The sequence below is a fragment of the Marinimicrobium sp. C2-29 genome (assembly GCF_038419845.1).
Taxonomy (GTDB): Bacteria; Pseudomonadota; Gammaproteobacteria; order Pseudomonadales; family Cellvibrionaceae; genus Marinimicrobium.
Window position 1 is genome coordinate 62,096 of the sequence record NZ_JBCAQT010000005.1, and the last position, 14,440, is coordinate 76,535.

Consider the following 14,440-nt stretch of genomic DNA (forward strand, 5'->3'; position numbering starts at 1 on the left):
CCGCACGACGACTCCAGGGAGGGAGCGCCTACACTATTTGGACCAGTAGCATCCCCACCAGCCCCGCGCCCACACAGTAGTAGAGCATGGGGCCGAGGGTGAAGCGGATGATCTGACCTTCCTGGCCGTTGAGCTTGACCACGGCGGCGGCCGCCACCACGTTCATCACGCAGATCATGTTGCCGGCGTTGGCCCCGATCATCTGCAGCGCGAGAATGACCCGCGGTGAGAGATCGGCCGACAGGGCCGCCTCCTGCTGCAGCCCGGCAAACATCATGTTGGAAAAGGTCCCGGAGCCGGCGATAAAACTCCCCAGTGCCCCCACAAACGGCGCCACCAGTGGCCAGAAGCCGGCAATGGCGCCCGCGGCCATCTGGGCCAGCTCCGAGGGCATGGCGGCCAGGCCGCTGGTGTTGACGCCGGAGTTGAGAAAAATCCGCACCATGGGCACAGAGGTGGCCAGCGCAATCACCGCGGGCAGCAGGCTGAGGGCCGAGCTGCGCCAGGCCTCAAGCGCGGCGCGGGCGGGCAGGCGGTGCAGAGCAATGGTGATCAGCGCCACCAGCGCAAACAGGCTGCCGGGTAAATAGAAGGGTGTCAGACTGGCATTGATGTCGGTGCCCGCCAGAGCCTTCCACTGCAGGGTAAAGTCCTGTAACCAGGCCTTGAAGGGCAGGGCGTTGAGCCGGGACAGAATCAGCAACAGGGCGGCCAGCCCGTAGGGCAGCCAGGCCTGCCAGAGTGGCATGCCGGGCGCAGGCGCCTGCGCGGCTTCGGGCGGTTGTTCATCTCCGGCGAGGGGCTCGCGGTCCTGCGCAAAACGCCAGGGGAGCGTCGGCTGGAGGAATCCCCGCCGGGTCGTGCTTACCACCACCCCAAGACCAATCAACGCTCCCAGCACCGAGGGGAATTCGGGTCCGAGATAGTAGGCCACCAGCCAGGCGGGCAGGGTGAACGCCAGCCCCGCAAAGAGGGCGAACGGCCAGAGGGCCAGCCCCTCGCGCCAGCTTTGGTTGGCCCCGAAAAAGCGGGTGAGCAGCGCGGACATGATCAGCGGCAGAAAACTGGCCACGAAGATATCGATACTGATCGTGGTGACGGCAATATTGCGTAGCTCGGCGGCATGGACCCCGGGCAGGCCCTGAGCCATGCCCACCAGCACGGGGGTGCCCACGGCACCAAAGGAGACGGCCGCGCTGTCGGCAATCAATGCCAGGCTGACCGCCGCCATGGCCGGAAATCCCAGAGCCACCAGCAGGGGCGCGCAAATGGCGGCCGGCGTGCCAAACCCACTGACCCCTTCGAGAAAAGAGCCGAACAACCAGGCGATGATGATCATCTGGACCCGACGGTCGGGGGAGATGGCGAAAAAGCCGGCGCGAATGCGGTTCATCGCTTCGCCGGCCTTGAGCGTGTTGAGCAGAACAATGGCGCCAAAGATGATAATGACAATGGCACTGGCAATCACCCACCCCTCCAGCACCGAGCCGATCATCTGCCGCAGGGGCACCTCCCAGACCAGCCAGGCCAGTCCGCCGGAGGCCAGCAGACTCAACGGCATGGCCCGGCTCGCGGGCAGACGCAGCACAACCAGGAGCAGGAAAACTGAAAGAACGGGCATGGAAGCGGTGAGCAGTTGCAGAAGCGTCATGAGTCCTCTCTCCGTCGCAGGGCTCGGTAACAGCGTGCCGTGAGCGGGTGTCAAAGCCCGGTTTAGTGGTTATAACCGATTTTGACGCGAAAGTGGTGGCCTTTGAGCGGGAGTCGATCGCGGTTGGAGCGCCATGGTATATTGGGCGGCTCTCATTAACTGAAACCACTGGTGATATGGCGAAGAAAAAAGCGGAAGTCAAACTGAAGAGCTGGGGCATTTATACCCCCTGGGACAGCGAATCCAGGGCGTTGCCCCGGCTACTCAAGGTGACCCGGGAGATCCCCTGTGAGCTAGAGGTGGAATTCGGGTACATCGTGAACATCAAAAAGGCGAAAAACAGGAAGTTGCAGTACTGCATCAATCATCCCAATATCCCCGATGCGGAGGGCGAACCCATGGCGCCGTTTGCCGGAGAGGTCTACATAAAACAGAATGACTGGGACTTCTTTATCGGAGACACCGTCTGGGAGCCGCTGGAGAACAAACAGGGCCCCTGGCGGATCACTCTGGCGATCGACGGCACTCTGGTGGCCGATGAGACGTTCAACCTGGTGTTGCCGTAAGTGGTGCGCCCGCTATTCCTCAGGAGGGATTCGTTTTTTGCGCAGTAGACGTGAAAAATTGGGAACCACAAACAGCACAATCCAGGCAAGAATGGCGCATAAGACCGCGGTCTGCTCTCGCCCCAGGCCCACAGAGACACCGATGGCCGCCGTAAACCAGATGCCGGCGGCGGTCGTCAGCCCCGTCAGGTGTTGTTCGCTATCCCCCTTGATGATCGCCCCCGCGCAGAGAAAGCCGATGCCAGCGATCACACCCTGAATCACCCGGCTCATCTCCTCATCGGAAATGCCCGCCTGTTGCGGAATCAGAATGAACAGCGCCGCGCCCATACACACCAACATGTGGGTGCGCAGGCCCGCGGGCTTTCCTCTCTGTTCCCGCTCGAGCCCCAGCAAACCGCCCAAGACGGCGGCGAGCAGCATTCTGATGAGCACGACGGTCACCTCGGCGAGGTTGTCGAACTCGGAAAACTCGGAAACAATCGTATTGCCGATCAATGCCAGGGTCTCACTCATGGGTGTATCGCGCCCCTACAGGGGACTTCTGTTGGTGAAATGAGACTTGTTCAGGAGCGGAGCCCCAGTGGTAGCGGGGCTCCGAGCTGAAACGACCAATGAGCCGTCACATGGGGGGGCGACGGCCCGTGATGAAGAAAACAATCGCAAGGATGATACCGACGACAAACAGTATCCAGGCAATATTGGTTGCCGTGCCCGCAATACCGCTGAGTCCCAAAGCACCGGCAATGAGTGCGATGATCAGAAATGTAATGGCCCATGAAAACATAGTGCACCTCCTGGTTGATGTTTTTTAACCCGCCGTTGAATCTCGTTGTCCGTTACTCTCATTAGCATAGTCTGTTAATGCTTCACTAGCCTGGTCTAGGGCTTCTGAAAGTGGAGATAGTTCGTTATTTTCGGAATTAAATGAAGCAACAGAGGTGAAATCCGCCAATTGGGGCGGCAGTAGCGCGAATCATGTTGATTCAGAAGCCATTTATTGGCCCGGTGGCACCAGTTGAGGCGAAAAGCATTACAAGTGGCTGTTTATGTGTTTTAGTATGGTGCGTGGTCCAGGCTTTTAGCCGCCACGCTGCCTGGTTTCTTTTTCAACTGATGGAGAAAAGTGATGACTGATAACAATGTGGTACTGAAAACATTGAAAGTTTGGGCGCTGGCCTTTTGCATGATTTTTGCCGGTGGCGCCGTATTGACCGGCTGCGAAGACAAGGGCCCGGCCGAAGAGGCGGGCGAATCCATTGATGAGTCGGTTGAAGAAGCCGGTGATGCAATGGAAGAGGCCGGTGATGAAGTAGAAGACAGCGTCGACTGATAGGCGCCGCTCACATTCTGAGATCAAAACGGCGGGTTTTCCCGCCGTTTTTGTATCTGTCGATCCGCCAGATCCGCTGAGAGTCGCGGTTAAGACCAGTTTTTTGCACCAATATGAGGCGGTTTCAGGGCGCCAATGTGCTTTTCTGGTGCTCGCCAGACCGGCTGAAAGGCGCACTTTTCCGCCAACACCTTGATTTTCCACGGATATACGGGCTTGGCACCCATATTGCTCCTTTATCGGGTACAGAGGATTCAATGGCGTCGTTCATTGAGATGACTCGGCAATCACAATTTGATTAAGGTTGCCGGCCCAGGCCGGTAACTGAATAGGCCGCTAGGGTTCCGGTCGACGTACTGTCAACAGACAGGCCGTCGATGGCTGGTCCGAGAGCAGCCGACCTTGAACGGGAGCTTTCTGTTTGAGGTTACACGGCGGGACAAAAGCCCGGGAGGTTCACAATGGCGCCGATGCCATTGAATCCTCTTTTCATAACCGTGTAACCCCAGGAGGTTCACCATGTTGACACCCAAAGCATCGTCCCTTTTCTTTCCGACCCACTCTTATGGCAAGTTGAAAACCCTCGGGTTTTTACTTGCCACCTTTTTTCTGCTCGCCTCTACCCCCGCCACCGCTGCAGAGCGTGACAAGTTCAGCATCTGCTGGTCCATCTATGTGGGCTGGATGCCCTGGGGCTATGGCGACAATCAGGGCATTGTCGACAAATGGGCGGACAAGTACGACATCGAGATTGATGTGGTGCAGATCAACGACTACATCGAGTCCATCAATCAGTATACGGCGGGCCAGTACGACGCCTGCTCCATGACCAATATGGACGCGCTCACCATTCCCGCCGCGGGCGGCGTCGACTCCACCGCTCTGATTGTGGGCGATTTCTCTGACGGCAACGATGGCGTCGTGCTCAAGGGCGAAGATGAGCTCAAGGCGATCAAGGGGCAGCAGGTCAATCTGGTTGAACTGAGTGTCTCTCATTACCTCCTGGCGCGGGCGCTGGAGTCGGTCGACATGACCGAGCGGGACGTTAAGGTGGTCAACACCTCCGATGCCGACCTGGTTTCCGCCTACACCACAGACGATGTCACCTCGGTTGTCACCTGGAACCCTCTGCTCAACGAGATCACGGCCATGCCCGAGAGCAACCTGGTGTTTGACTCTTCTAAGATTCCCGGTGAAATCATCGACCTGTTGATCGTGAACACCCAGGTTCTGGAAGATAACCCCAAACTGGGCAAGGCGCTGGTCGGCGCCTGGTATGAAATCATGGCAACCATGAGCGATGAAGGCCAGGCTGGTAAAAACGCCCGCACCGCCATGGGCCAGAACTCCGGCACCGACCTGGCAGGCTATGAAGCCCAACTGGCCTCTACCCGCATGTTCTACCAGCCCGAAGATGCCGTCGAGTTCACACAAAGCGACGATCTGAAAACCACCATGCAGTATGTGGCCGAGTTCTCGTTTCGCCATGGTCTCTTGGGCGCGGGCGCTCCAGATGCGGAATTCATCGGTGTGGAAACTCCCTCCGGCGTTTATGGCAACAGCGCCAATGTGAAGCTGCGGTTTGATCCGACCTTCATGCAGATGGCCGCTGACGGCGAGCTGTAATCGCACGACCGACATTCACCAATAAAGAGGTCAGAATGAAGCGACTGATCAACCAGAAACCCACGCGTGTGACTCAGTGGTTATTGGGGTTGCTGCCCTTCTTCCTGTTGCTCGCGCTCTATGTGGGCGCGTCCAACGCCAGGCTGGCAGAAAACCCCAATGACAAACTGCTGCCCTCGATGGAGAGCTTTGGCCAGGCCATCGAGCGGGTGGCATTCGAACCCAGCAAGCGCACGGGCGAGTATGTTCTCTGGCAGGATACCGCCAGCAGCCTGCAGCGCCTGGGGATCGGCGTCGCCATCAGTGCGGCGATCGCGCTGGTGTTCGGGGTGCTGAACGGGTCCATTCCCTATGTTCGCGCCAATCTGTCGCCGGTGTTGACGGCCATCTCATTGATTCCGCCCATGGCGATACTGCCCATTCTGTTCATCGTGTTTGGTCTCGGGGAACTGGCGAAAGTGATGTTGATCATCATCGGCATCGCTCCCTTTCTCACCCGCGACATGCAACAGCGGGTGACGGAGATTCCGGATGAGCAGATCATCAAGGCGCAGACCCTGGGCGCCAGTAGCTGGCAGATCATCCAGCGGGTGATTCTGCCGCAGGTGCTGCCCCGATTGATTGCCAGTGTCCGGCTCTCCCTCGGTTCCGCCTGGCTGTTTCTCATCGCCGCCGAAGCGATTGCGGCAACGGATGGTCTGGGGTATCGAATATTCCTTGTGCGTCGCTATCTGTCCATGGATGTCATTCTCCCTTACGTGGTGTGGATTACCCTGCTGGCGTTCTTTATTGATCTGCTGCTGCGGTTATTGTCGCGCCGGTGCTATCCCTGGTTTCACGCCCAAACGCATTGAGGTCTCATGAGTTATATCGAAATCAAAAACCTCTGGAAGCGCTACGAAGACGTGGTGGTGTTGGAGAACCTCAATCAGAACATCGAGCGGGGTGAATTCATCACGGTGGTGGGTGCCTCCGGCTGCGGTAAAACCACCTTTCTGAAGATGTTGCTCGGTACCGAGTCGCCCAGTCAGGGACAGATCCTCCTGGATGGCAAACCGCTGGTGGCCGAGCCCGGCGAAGATCGGGGCATCGTTTTCCAGCGCTACTCGGTCTTCCCCCATATGAGCGCGCTTGAAAATGTCATGCTCTCAATGGAGTTCGAGCGCAGCCCGATCATGGCCCGACTGTTTGGCGGTGCGCGCAGAAAAGCGCGGCAAGAAGCTGAAAAAATGCTGGAAGCGGTGGGGTTGAGTCATGCCCTGCATAAATACCCCCATGAGCTGTCCGGGGGCATGCAGCAGCGTCTGGCCATTGCCCAGTCGCTGATCAAGCAGCCGCGCATTCTTCTACTGGATGAGCCGTTTGGTGCGCTCGATCCGGGTATTCGAAAAGACATGCACGCCCTGGTCCTGAAGCTGTGGAAAGAGTTGAACCTCACGGTGTTCATGATCACCCACGACATTCAGGAAGGCTTTTACCTGGGGACCCGCCTCTGGGTCTTTGATAAAGATCGTATTGACCCGCACAACCCCGAAGCCTATGGCGCCCGGATCACTTACGACCTGCCCGTGGGCGAAGTGGATCCGGACACCCTGCATAAAATTGACGATTCGCTGAACAAAACCGAAGTGGAAAAGGAGAAACTGCATGACTCCTGACATGACCTCTGGCACGACCTCTGAAAAGTCTCTGTACGAATACACCCTGCCGCCGGCCAGTCACTGGTCCCTGCGTCTGCGCCGCGGTACCGCACTGGAGCTGACCGATATCGAGGGCGGTGCCAATCTGGGAATGCTGTTCTACAACCCGGAGAACCTGCTCGAGCGCTACAACGCGCCCGATTCGCTCAAGTGTCAGCACACCTTCAAACTCACCAGGGGCCACTGTCTGTACTCCGACATGGGCCGCATTTTTGCGTCAATTGTGGACGATTCGCTCGGCTGGCACGAAACCGTCTGCGGCACCAGTAACGCCGAGCAGGTGGCGCAGCGCTGGGGCCAGCGGGATTATCAGCATGATCACAACGACTGGCACCAGGACGGCACCAGCAGCTTTCTGGTGGAACTGGAAAAGTACGGGCTGGGCACCCGGGACATGGCGGCCAATCTCAACTGGTTCAGCAAGGTGGCTCCCGACGAGGAGGGCAACCTGAGCCTGGAGGAAAATCATTCCAAGCCGGGCAGTTCGGTCACCCTGCGCTTTGAAATGGATACCCTGGTGGTGATGCACAGCTGCCCCCACCCGATGAGCCGCGCCGCCGAGTACCCGAAAAATCCCGTGCGCTGCCGGATCCTGCAGGCAGAGCCGGTCGCCGATGACGACTACTGCAAAAATTCCCGTCCGGAAAATCAGCGCGGTTTTGAAAACAATCGCCTTTACTACCTGGGCGCCTGAGCGCGGAGGACATCATGATCAAAGAGAGCAACCTGAAGCCTGACGCCGCCCAATTTCGTGAAACCGTGGCAGCCGGCGATTATTTTCTGAAAGTGGTCAAGGCTGGCCAGACCTTCCGCATCCTCGACCTGGAAGGCAACCAGGCCGCCGACACCCTGTTCTACAGCGCCGAGGACCCGAGCGAGCGCTACAGCGCAATGGACACCATCCGCGAGCAGGGCAATGCCTACCTGAGCGCGGGCACCCGGCTGCGCTCCAACCACAATCGGGTCATGCTCGACATCGTGGCCGACACCTGCGGCCGCCACGACACCCTGGGCGGCGCCTGCGCCACCGAGAGCAACACCGTGCGCTACGACCTGGAAAAGCGCCACATGCACGCCTGCCGCGACAGCTGGATGCTGGCCATTGCCGAAAACGAAGAACTGGGCCTGAGCAAACGGGACATTACCCACAACATCAACTTCTTCATGAACGTACCCATCACCCCGGATGGCGGCCTGACCTTTGAAGACGGCATCTCGGCCCCGGGGAAGTATGTGGAAATGAAGGCGCAGATGGACACCATCGTGTTGATCTCCAACTGCCCGCAGTTGAACAACCCGTGCAATGGTTACAACCCCACACCGGTCGAAATTTTAGTTTGGAATTAGTTGGCTGGGTTGATGGCGGATGCGCTTACAGCTTATCCGCCCTACAATTGCTCCGTGCCACGGTCTCCCGTAGGGCGGATAAGCTGTAAGCGCATCCGCCGTTCCCAACCTGAATGCCTCCTCCAGGACGACCTGGAAGGACAAACGAACAAAGCGGGACGTCCCGCCCCGAGCAAAGAGTCAAAGCGATGTTCAACAAAGTCCTGATCGCCAACCGCGGCGCCATCGCCGTGCGCATCATCCGCACCCTCAAAGCCCTCGGCGTGCAATCGGTCGCCGTCTACGCCGACGCGGACGCCGACTCCCTGCACGTCACCCAGGCCGATGAAGCCTACTCCCTGGGCGAGGGCGCCGCCACCGACACCTATCTGAACCAGGAAAAACTCTTCGCCATCATTGAACGGAGTGGCGCCCAAGCCGTGCATCCCGGCTACGGTTTTCTGAGCGAAAACCCGGACTTCGTCAAAGCCTGTGAAGCGCGCGGCGTCGCCTTTGTCGGGCCCACGCCCGAACAGATGAATGCCTTTGGCCTCAAGCATACCGCCCGCTCACTGGCCGAAGAAAACCAGGTGCCTCTGTTGCCCGGTACCGATCTGCTCAAGGACCTGGAAGAGGCGGTGCAATCGGCCGAGCGCATCGGCTACCCCATCATCCTCAAAAGCACCGCCGGTGGTGGCGGCATCGGCATGCAGACCTGTTACAGCACCGATGAGCTGCGCAAAGCCTACGACAGCGTCAAGCGACTCAGTGCCAACAACTTCTCGAATGACGGTCTGTTTGTGGAGAAGTACATCGAGCGGGCGCGCCATATCGAAGTGCAGGTCTTTGGTGATGGCCAGGGCAAGGCAGTAGCGCTGGGCGAGCGCGATTGCTCCTCCCAGCGACGCAACCAGAAGGTGGTCGAGGAGTGCCCCGCGCCCAATATTCCTGAGGAGGTACGTAGCGAACTGCACGCAACCGCCGTGCGTCTGGCCGAAGCGGTGCAGTACCGCAATGCCGGCACTGTTGAGTTTATTTTCGATGCCGATGAAAACCGCTTTTATTTTCTGGAAGTGAACACCCGCCTTCAGGTCGAGCACGGTGTGACCGAGCAGGTGTATGGCGTGGATCTGGTGGCCTGGATGATCAGACTGGCCGCCGGCGAACTGGAAGACCTCGATACCCTGCGCCAGGGTCTGAAACCCAAAGGTCACGCCCTGCAGGCGCGACTCTATGCCGAAGACGCCAACAAGAATTTTCAGCCCTGCGCTGGTTTGTTGAGCGCCGTGGAGTTTCCCGAGCAGGATGGCAAGGCGCTGCGCATCGACACCTGGGTGGAGGCGGGGCTGACTGTCTCCCCTTATTTTGATCCCATGCTTGCCAAAGTGATCCTCTGGCGCGACACCCGCGATGAGGCCATTGCCGCCTTGGATGAGACCCTGACGCATAGCGTTCTTGAGGGGATTGAAACCAACGCCGATTACGTTCGCCGTATTCTGGAGACACCAGAATTTAAAGAAGGGCGCGTCCACACCCGTTTTCTCAATGACCTGAGCTATACGCCTGCCACACTGGATGTACTGGTGCCGGGCACCATGACCACCGTGCAGGACTACCCGGGGCGTGTCGGCTACTGGGATATCGGCGTGCCGCCCTCCGGTCCCTTCGATGCCTACTCGTTGCGTCTGGGCAACCGGTTGCTGGGTAACCCCGAAGGCACCGCCGGGCTCGAAGTCACGCTCAATGGACCCTGCCTCAAGTTTAATCGCGCCACCGATTTTGTACTGACCGGTGCCGACCTGCCGGCGACGCTGGATGATCAGCCGCTCCCCTTCTGGGAAGTGGTCCACGCCGAGCCGGGTCAGGTTCTGAAAGTCGGCAAAGTTCAGAAAGCCGGCGCCCGCGCTTATATTCTTTTCTCGGGGGGTCTTCAGTGCGCGGATTATCTCGGTTCCAAATCCACTTTCACGCTGGGTCAGTTCGGCGGCTTTGCCGGCCGCGCCCTGCGCACCGGCGATGTGCTGCACCTGAATGACAATCTCGAGCAGAGCGCGGCGCAATCGGCACCGGAGAGTCTGCGTCCGGTGGTGGACGGCGACTGGAAGCTGCGGGTGATCTACGGTCCCCACGGTGCGCCGGATTTCTTCACCGAAGACGACATGCGCACCTTCTTCGGCCACCGTTGGGAAGTGCACTACAACTCCAGCCGCACCGGTATCCGTCTAATCGGCCCCAAACCCGAGTGGGCGCGTTCCGACGGCGGGGAAGCGGGTCTGCATCCGTCCAATATTCACGACAATGCCTACGCCGTGGGCACTGTGGATTTCACCGGTGACATGCCAGTGATTCTGGGCCCCGACGGCCCCTCGCTGGGCGGCTTCGTCTGCCCGGTGACCGTGATCGCCGCCGATCTGTGGAAGCTGGGTCAGCTCAAAGCCGGCGATCGGATACAATTCACGCCGGTGAGCCTGGAGTCGGCCAATCAACTGGAGCGCGAGCAGAATCAGCGCTTGCAGAAACTGGATGGCAGTGCCAGTGACGTCGAGGCGCTGGATGTGGAAACCATCATCCAGAACACACCGGTGCTGAAAAAGCTTTCGGGCGACGACACCGGCGTACCGGTGGTGTATCGGCCCTCGGGCGACAAGTACCTGCTGGTGGAATACGGCCCGCTACAACTGGACATCCGCCTGCGTTTTCGCGCCCATGCACTGATGCTGTTTTTGCAGGAGCAGGCCATTGACGGCATCCTTGAAATCACACCTGGCATCCGCTCCCTGCAGATTCACTACGACAGTCTGACCCTGTCCACCGATGCTTTGCTGGACCTGCTCGAGTCGGCCGAACTGAAGCTGCAGAATATCGATGAGCTGGAGGTACCCTCGCGCATTGTGCATCTGCCGTTGAGCTGGGACGATCCCGCCTGCCGCGAGGCGGCGGAAAAATACATGCAGTCGGTGCGCAAGGACGCCCCCTGGTGCCCGGACAATATCGAGTTCATCCGGCGCATCAATGGCCTGGAGTCCATCGACGCGGTCAAAAAGATCCTGTTCGAGGCCAGCTACGTGGTCATGGGGCTGGGCGATGTCTACCTGGGTGCACCGGTCGCCACGCCGCTGGATCCGCGTCACCGCCTGGTCACCACCAAGTACAACCCGGCGCGCACCTGGACGGCGGAAAACTCCGTGGGCATTGGCGGCTCCTATCTCTGCGTCTACGGCATGGAAGGGCCGGGCGGCTACCAGTTCGTCGGGCGCACCCTGCAGATGTGGAACCGTTACCGCAAAACCCGGGAGTTCACCCAGCCCTGGCTGTTGCGGTTCTTTGATCAGATTCGTTTCTACGAAGTCAGCCACGAGGAACTGCAACAGATTCGGCGGGATTTCCCCAAAGGCCAGTATCCGATCAAAATTGAAGAGTCCACCTTCAAGCTCTCGGATTACGAAGCCTTTGTGGACGAGCACCAAAAGGAAATCGACGAGTTTGTCGAGCACCGCAACAAGGCGTTCAACGAAGAGCTACAGCGCTGGATCGATAACGGCCAGATGAACTTCGACTCCACCAGCCAGGAAGCCGCCCCCGAGGAAGAGGATGCCATGCCCGAGGACGGCGTGGCGGTCGAAAGCCACGTGGCGGGCAATATCTGGAAGTTCATGGTGGCGCCGGGCGATAAAGTCAAAGCCGGCGATGTGGTGTGCATTCTCGAGTCCATGAAAATGGAAATCGAAGTCACCGCCCCCGAGTCCGGCACCATCCACGCCCTCTCCCGCGCCGAAGGCCTGTCTGTCAACGCCGGCGAACGCCTCCTCATCCTCACCACCTGAAAAAGGGGACGGAGGGATTTAATTTTGATCAGTTTGGTCAAAAAATAATCCCTCCGTCCCCTTTCTAGTCAGCCGTTTCCTCTTGGTTCTCCAGAGCCAGGTAGTACTCCTTATAGTTGGGAGAGTATGGGCCGGGGGGAATGGCGGTGGCACCCTGGTAGAAGACCTGCTGGTTGGCCTGCCGGGTCAGGGGCAAATAATTGGGGTCAGCCCGCTCCAGTGCCGCCGTAATGGCCGAGGCGATCAGATCGGCCAAGGGGTTGCCGGAGCTGTGATTTTGCGGAGTGTAGCTCAGCTGTTTGCGTGCCGACCACAGTTCGGCGCCGTCGTGGTTGACAATGCGGTACTCGAAGTCAACCACGGTGGTGGTCTGCAGAACCACGTATTGGGCGGTCCACTCGTGGATGGTGACATACAGAATGGCGTCTGCACCGAAAAGACTGGCCAGTTGTTCGGGTGGGGTGTTGTGAATCACCGCCGGTTCATACAGGCCTTCGTATTCGAGCAGGGTTTTGACCGTGTTGACCGGGAAAATGTAGTAGCCCTTCTCCCCCAGTGTTTTGGGTAGGGTGGTCAGAACCGACAGCGGTGCCTGTACGTCGACTGACTCATTGACGACCGGTACGACCAGAATGGACTTGGGCTGTGCGTCATGGAAAGCGGTGAAGTCCGCACTTTCCTGATTGACCGCGCAACCGGCCACAAGAACCATGAGCGCCAGGGTTCCGCTACGAAGAAGTAATCGAATCATGATTGCTCGTCCTTCAGGTTGTTGATCAGAACGCTCATCATGGGCCGACTTTCAGGCCAGGCATCATGCTCTTTTTGATAGAACTCAATGGCTCCCTTCCGGTCGCCCTCCAGAAGCAGAAAGGTTCCCGCCTCGGCAAAGAGCCCGGGTGCAGGCCGTTTGCCGCTGTTTTCCAGTTCCCGAAGAAACTCGATCTGACTGGCGACGATCGCTTCCTGCAGTTCCGGCCTGTCGTAGTAGTTGAACAGGTTGTTTTCGTAGTTGCCCCAGTTGTGCAGGTTATTGTTGGTGGCGCAGCCGGTGGTCAGGATGCCGAGCAGAAAAATTGCACTTATTCTTTTAACGCTTCTAATCATGCTAGTCATGTTCCTGTACTTTGATAATCCGGGTGTTGTTGGCTCCAAGGTATACATTCTGACTGAAGACAGTTTCATTGCCGCGCTTTACCTCGATGAGGTGGCGGCCATCGGTGACCCGAAGGGTATTTTCATTCAACAGGTACTCGTTCAGGGCGCCGTGGCGCAACTGGTCGATATACACATCGTACTGGTCGGGGGACTCGCTCAGGTGTATCACCTCGAAGGCGAGTCGAGGTCGATCATCGACCACCTCGGTGCGCTCGGTGGGCGTCTGGACACAGGCGGTGAGCAGTGCAAATGTCAGGATGGCCAGTAAGTATTTCATTGGTCAATCTCCTCTACCTGGAGTTCATCGGCGTCGTAGCCTTCAATAGAGCCGTTGACGATTTGTCCGAACGACCCCTCTTCTAACTCGCTCTCGCCAAAGGTGCCCTGGATTTCCAGAGTGGCGAGGTTCTTGCCCGGCAGGGTGATCATGGAGCCGGTGGTTTTGGACTTTACCTCTCGGCCCCGGGTTTTGATCTGAAAGGTCATGCCCTCCGAGATACCCTGGCTTTTGCCGCCACTGATATAAACGCGATCGCTTTCAACCGTGAGGACATCGGCAGACCAGCGTCGCTCCAGCATCAGTTGGCTGAGCTTCTCCACGGCTGCATTGACCGCCGCGCCGATGGCCTGATCGTTAAGACTACCGTCGTAGCTGGCAACCGACCCGAAGCCCATAGTGCGGGCCGTCTCTGTGGAGGATGATCCGGTGCCCGTGACTGAGGCAAACACCTGTCCGGTACCGGTGTTGACCAGACGGAGATCGACCGTCGCGGTAGCCTCCTGCTTTTTGGAGGACGACAGAAAACCGGACTCGCCAGTGGTCGAACGGCCGAACTCGGTGAGCGATCCCACCACCAGTGTGTCCACGCCCACCAGGTTGACATCGTTGCCGCTGATGTCGGCCTCTCGCTGCAACAATTGCAGGTCCGGGCGTTCAAAAATCAGGTAGTTGCCGCTGTTACTCAGTGATTGCATGAACATGTCGGTGACCTTGCGGCCCAGTTCATCGACAGCGCCGGCCCGGAGCAGGCTTTTACCATAGTTGGTTTCATTCGACAGGCGACCCACGGCGATCTTGCGCTTGAGCGCAAGACGGGTGGGTTCGGCGGCGAGTTGTGCCTCTTGCGCCCGACGTTGTTCCTCCGCACTGACGGGGGACTCGTTGTCGCTCATCGTCGGCGTCTGGGTGGCGCACGCAAGAAGAAACAGCGGGAGGGTTAAAAAAAGCAGTGTTCTCATGGTTCAGGTCCTTGTTG

The 14,440-nt window shown here is 58.7% G+C and carries 15 protein-coding genes and 1 riboswitch; of the genes, 8 read left to right on the forward strand and 7 right to left on the reverse strand.

Features of this window, described 5'->3' with window-relative positions; all coding sequences use genetic code 11:
- Positions 1-28: 28 nt before the first annotated feature.
- A complete protein-coding gene (locus AAE484_RS06280; RefSeq protein WP_341937502.1) occupies positions 29-1,651 on the reverse strand; it encodes an L-lactate permease in 1,623 nt (540 codons plus the stop codon).
- 176 nt (positions 1,652-1,827) lie between these two features.
- Here AAE484_RS06280 and AAE484_RS06285 point away from each other — a divergent pair, with 176 nt between their 5' ends.
- Entirely contained in the window at positions 1,828-2,217 is a 390-nt protein-coding gene (locus tag AAE484_RS06285) for a DUF3859 domain-containing protein (protein ID WP_341937503.1), read from the forward strand.
- Between the two features lie 12 nt (positions 2,218-2,229).
- Here the strand turns inward: AAE484_RS06285 and AAE484_RS06290 are convergent, their stop codons facing one another.
- Both AAE484_RS06290 and AAE484_RS06295 read right to left on the reverse strand, forming a co-directional pair.
- Complete coding sequence (locus tag AAE484_RS06290; protein ID WP_341937504.1) at positions 2,230-2,733, reverse strand: MgtC/SapB family protein; 504 nt, start codon at positions 2,731-2,733, stop codon at positions 2,230-2,232.
- A 106-nt stretch (positions 2,734-2,839) separates the two neighbouring features.
- Entirely contained in the window at positions 2,840-3,004 is a 165-nt protein-coding gene (locus AAE484_RS06295) for a DUF1328 domain-containing protein (RefSeq protein WP_341937505.1), read from the reverse strand.
- A 342-nt stretch (positions 3,005-3,346) separates the two neighbouring features.
- Here AAE484_RS06295 and AAE484_RS06300 point away from each other — a divergent pair, with 342 nt between their 5' ends.
- From AAE484_RS06300 to uca, 7 genes are all read left to right on the forward strand, one after another.
- Complete coding sequence (locus AAE484_RS06300; protein ID WP_341937506.1) at positions 3,347-3,550, forward strand: hypothetical protein; 204 nt, start codon at positions 3,347-3,349, stop codon at positions 3,548-3,550.
- A gap of 325 nt (positions 3,551-3,875) precedes the next feature.
- Positions 3,876-4,006: riboswitch (guanidine-I (ykkC/yxkD leader) on the forward strand.
- A gap of 63 nt (positions 4,007-4,069) precedes the next feature.
- Entirely contained in the window at positions 4,070-5,176 is a 1,107-nt protein-coding gene (locus AAE484_RS06305; RefSeq protein WP_341937507.1) for a putative urea ABC transporter substrate-binding protein, read from the forward strand.
- Between the two features lie 35 nt (positions 5,177-5,211).
- Positions 5,212-6,030, forward strand: coding sequence for an ABC transporter permease (locus AAE484_RS06310; protein WP_341937508.1), 819 nt, complete (start codon positions 5,212-5,214; stop codon positions 6,028-6,030).
- A 6-nt stretch (positions 6,031-6,036) separates the two neighbouring features.
- Positions 6,037-6,834, forward strand: coding sequence for an ABC transporter ATP-binding protein (locus AAE484_RS06315; protein WP_341937509.1), 798 nt, complete (start codon positions 6,037-6,039; stop codon positions 6,832-6,834).
- 1 nt (position 6,835) lies between these two features.
- Positions 6,836-7,570 carry an urea amidolyase associated protein UAAP1 gene (locus AAE484_RS06320; RefSeq protein WP_445928837.1) on the forward strand — a complete coding sequence of 245 codons (735 nt, stop codon included), beginning with the start codon at positions 6,836-6,838 and terminating at the stop codon, positions 7,568-7,570.
- 14 nt (positions 7,571-7,584) lie between these two features.
- Positions 7,585-8,223, forward strand: a complete 639-nt coding sequence (locus AAE484_RS06325) for an urea amidolyase associated protein UAAP2 (protein ID WP_341937511.1) — start codon at positions 7,585-7,587, stop codon at positions 8,221-8,223.
- A 188-nt stretch (positions 8,224-8,411) separates the two neighbouring features.
- The gene (gene uca, locus AAE484_RS06330; protein ID WP_341937512.1) at positions 8,412-12,026 is read left to right on the forward strand and encodes an urea carboxylase; all 3,615 of its coding nucleotides are present in this window, start codon (positions 8,412-8,414) and stop codon (positions 12,024-12,026) included.
- A gap of 64 nt (positions 12,027-12,090) precedes the next feature.
- On the opposite strand, the gene AAE484_RS06335 is transcribed toward uca, so the two are convergent.
- Genes AAE484_RS06335 through AAE484_RS06350 form a run of 4 tightly spaced genes read right to left on the reverse strand, consistent with a single transcriptional unit; the run spans position 12,091 to position 14,423 of the window.
- Positions 12,091-12,777: a DUF799 domain-containing protein gene (locus AAE484_RS06335; protein ID WP_341937513.1), complete on the reverse strand. Its 687-nt coding sequence runs from the start codon at positions 12,775-12,777 to the stop codon at positions 12,091-12,093.
- Positions 12,774-13,133, reverse strand: coding sequence for a DUF4810 domain-containing protein (locus tag AAE484_RS06340; RefSeq protein ID WP_341937514.1), 360 nt, complete (start codon positions 13,131-13,133; stop codon positions 12,774-12,776). The genes AAE484_RS06335 and AAE484_RS06340 overlap by 4 nt, the downstream gene beginning before the upstream one ends.
- Position 13,134: 1 nt before the next feature.
- Positions 13,135-13,461 carry a hypothetical protein gene (locus tag AAE484_RS06345; protein WP_341937515.1) on the reverse strand — a complete coding sequence of 109 codons (327 nt, stop codon included), beginning with the start codon at positions 13,459-13,461 and terminating at the stop codon, positions 13,135-13,137.
- Positions 13,458-14,423, reverse strand: a complete 966-nt coding sequence (locus tag AAE484_RS06350) for a CsgG/HfaB family protein (RefSeq protein WP_341937516.1) — start codon at positions 14,421-14,423, stop codon at positions 13,458-13,460. The genes AAE484_RS06345 and AAE484_RS06350 overlap by 4 nt, the downstream gene beginning before the upstream one ends.
- Positions 14,424-14,440 lie beyond the last annotated feature (17 nt).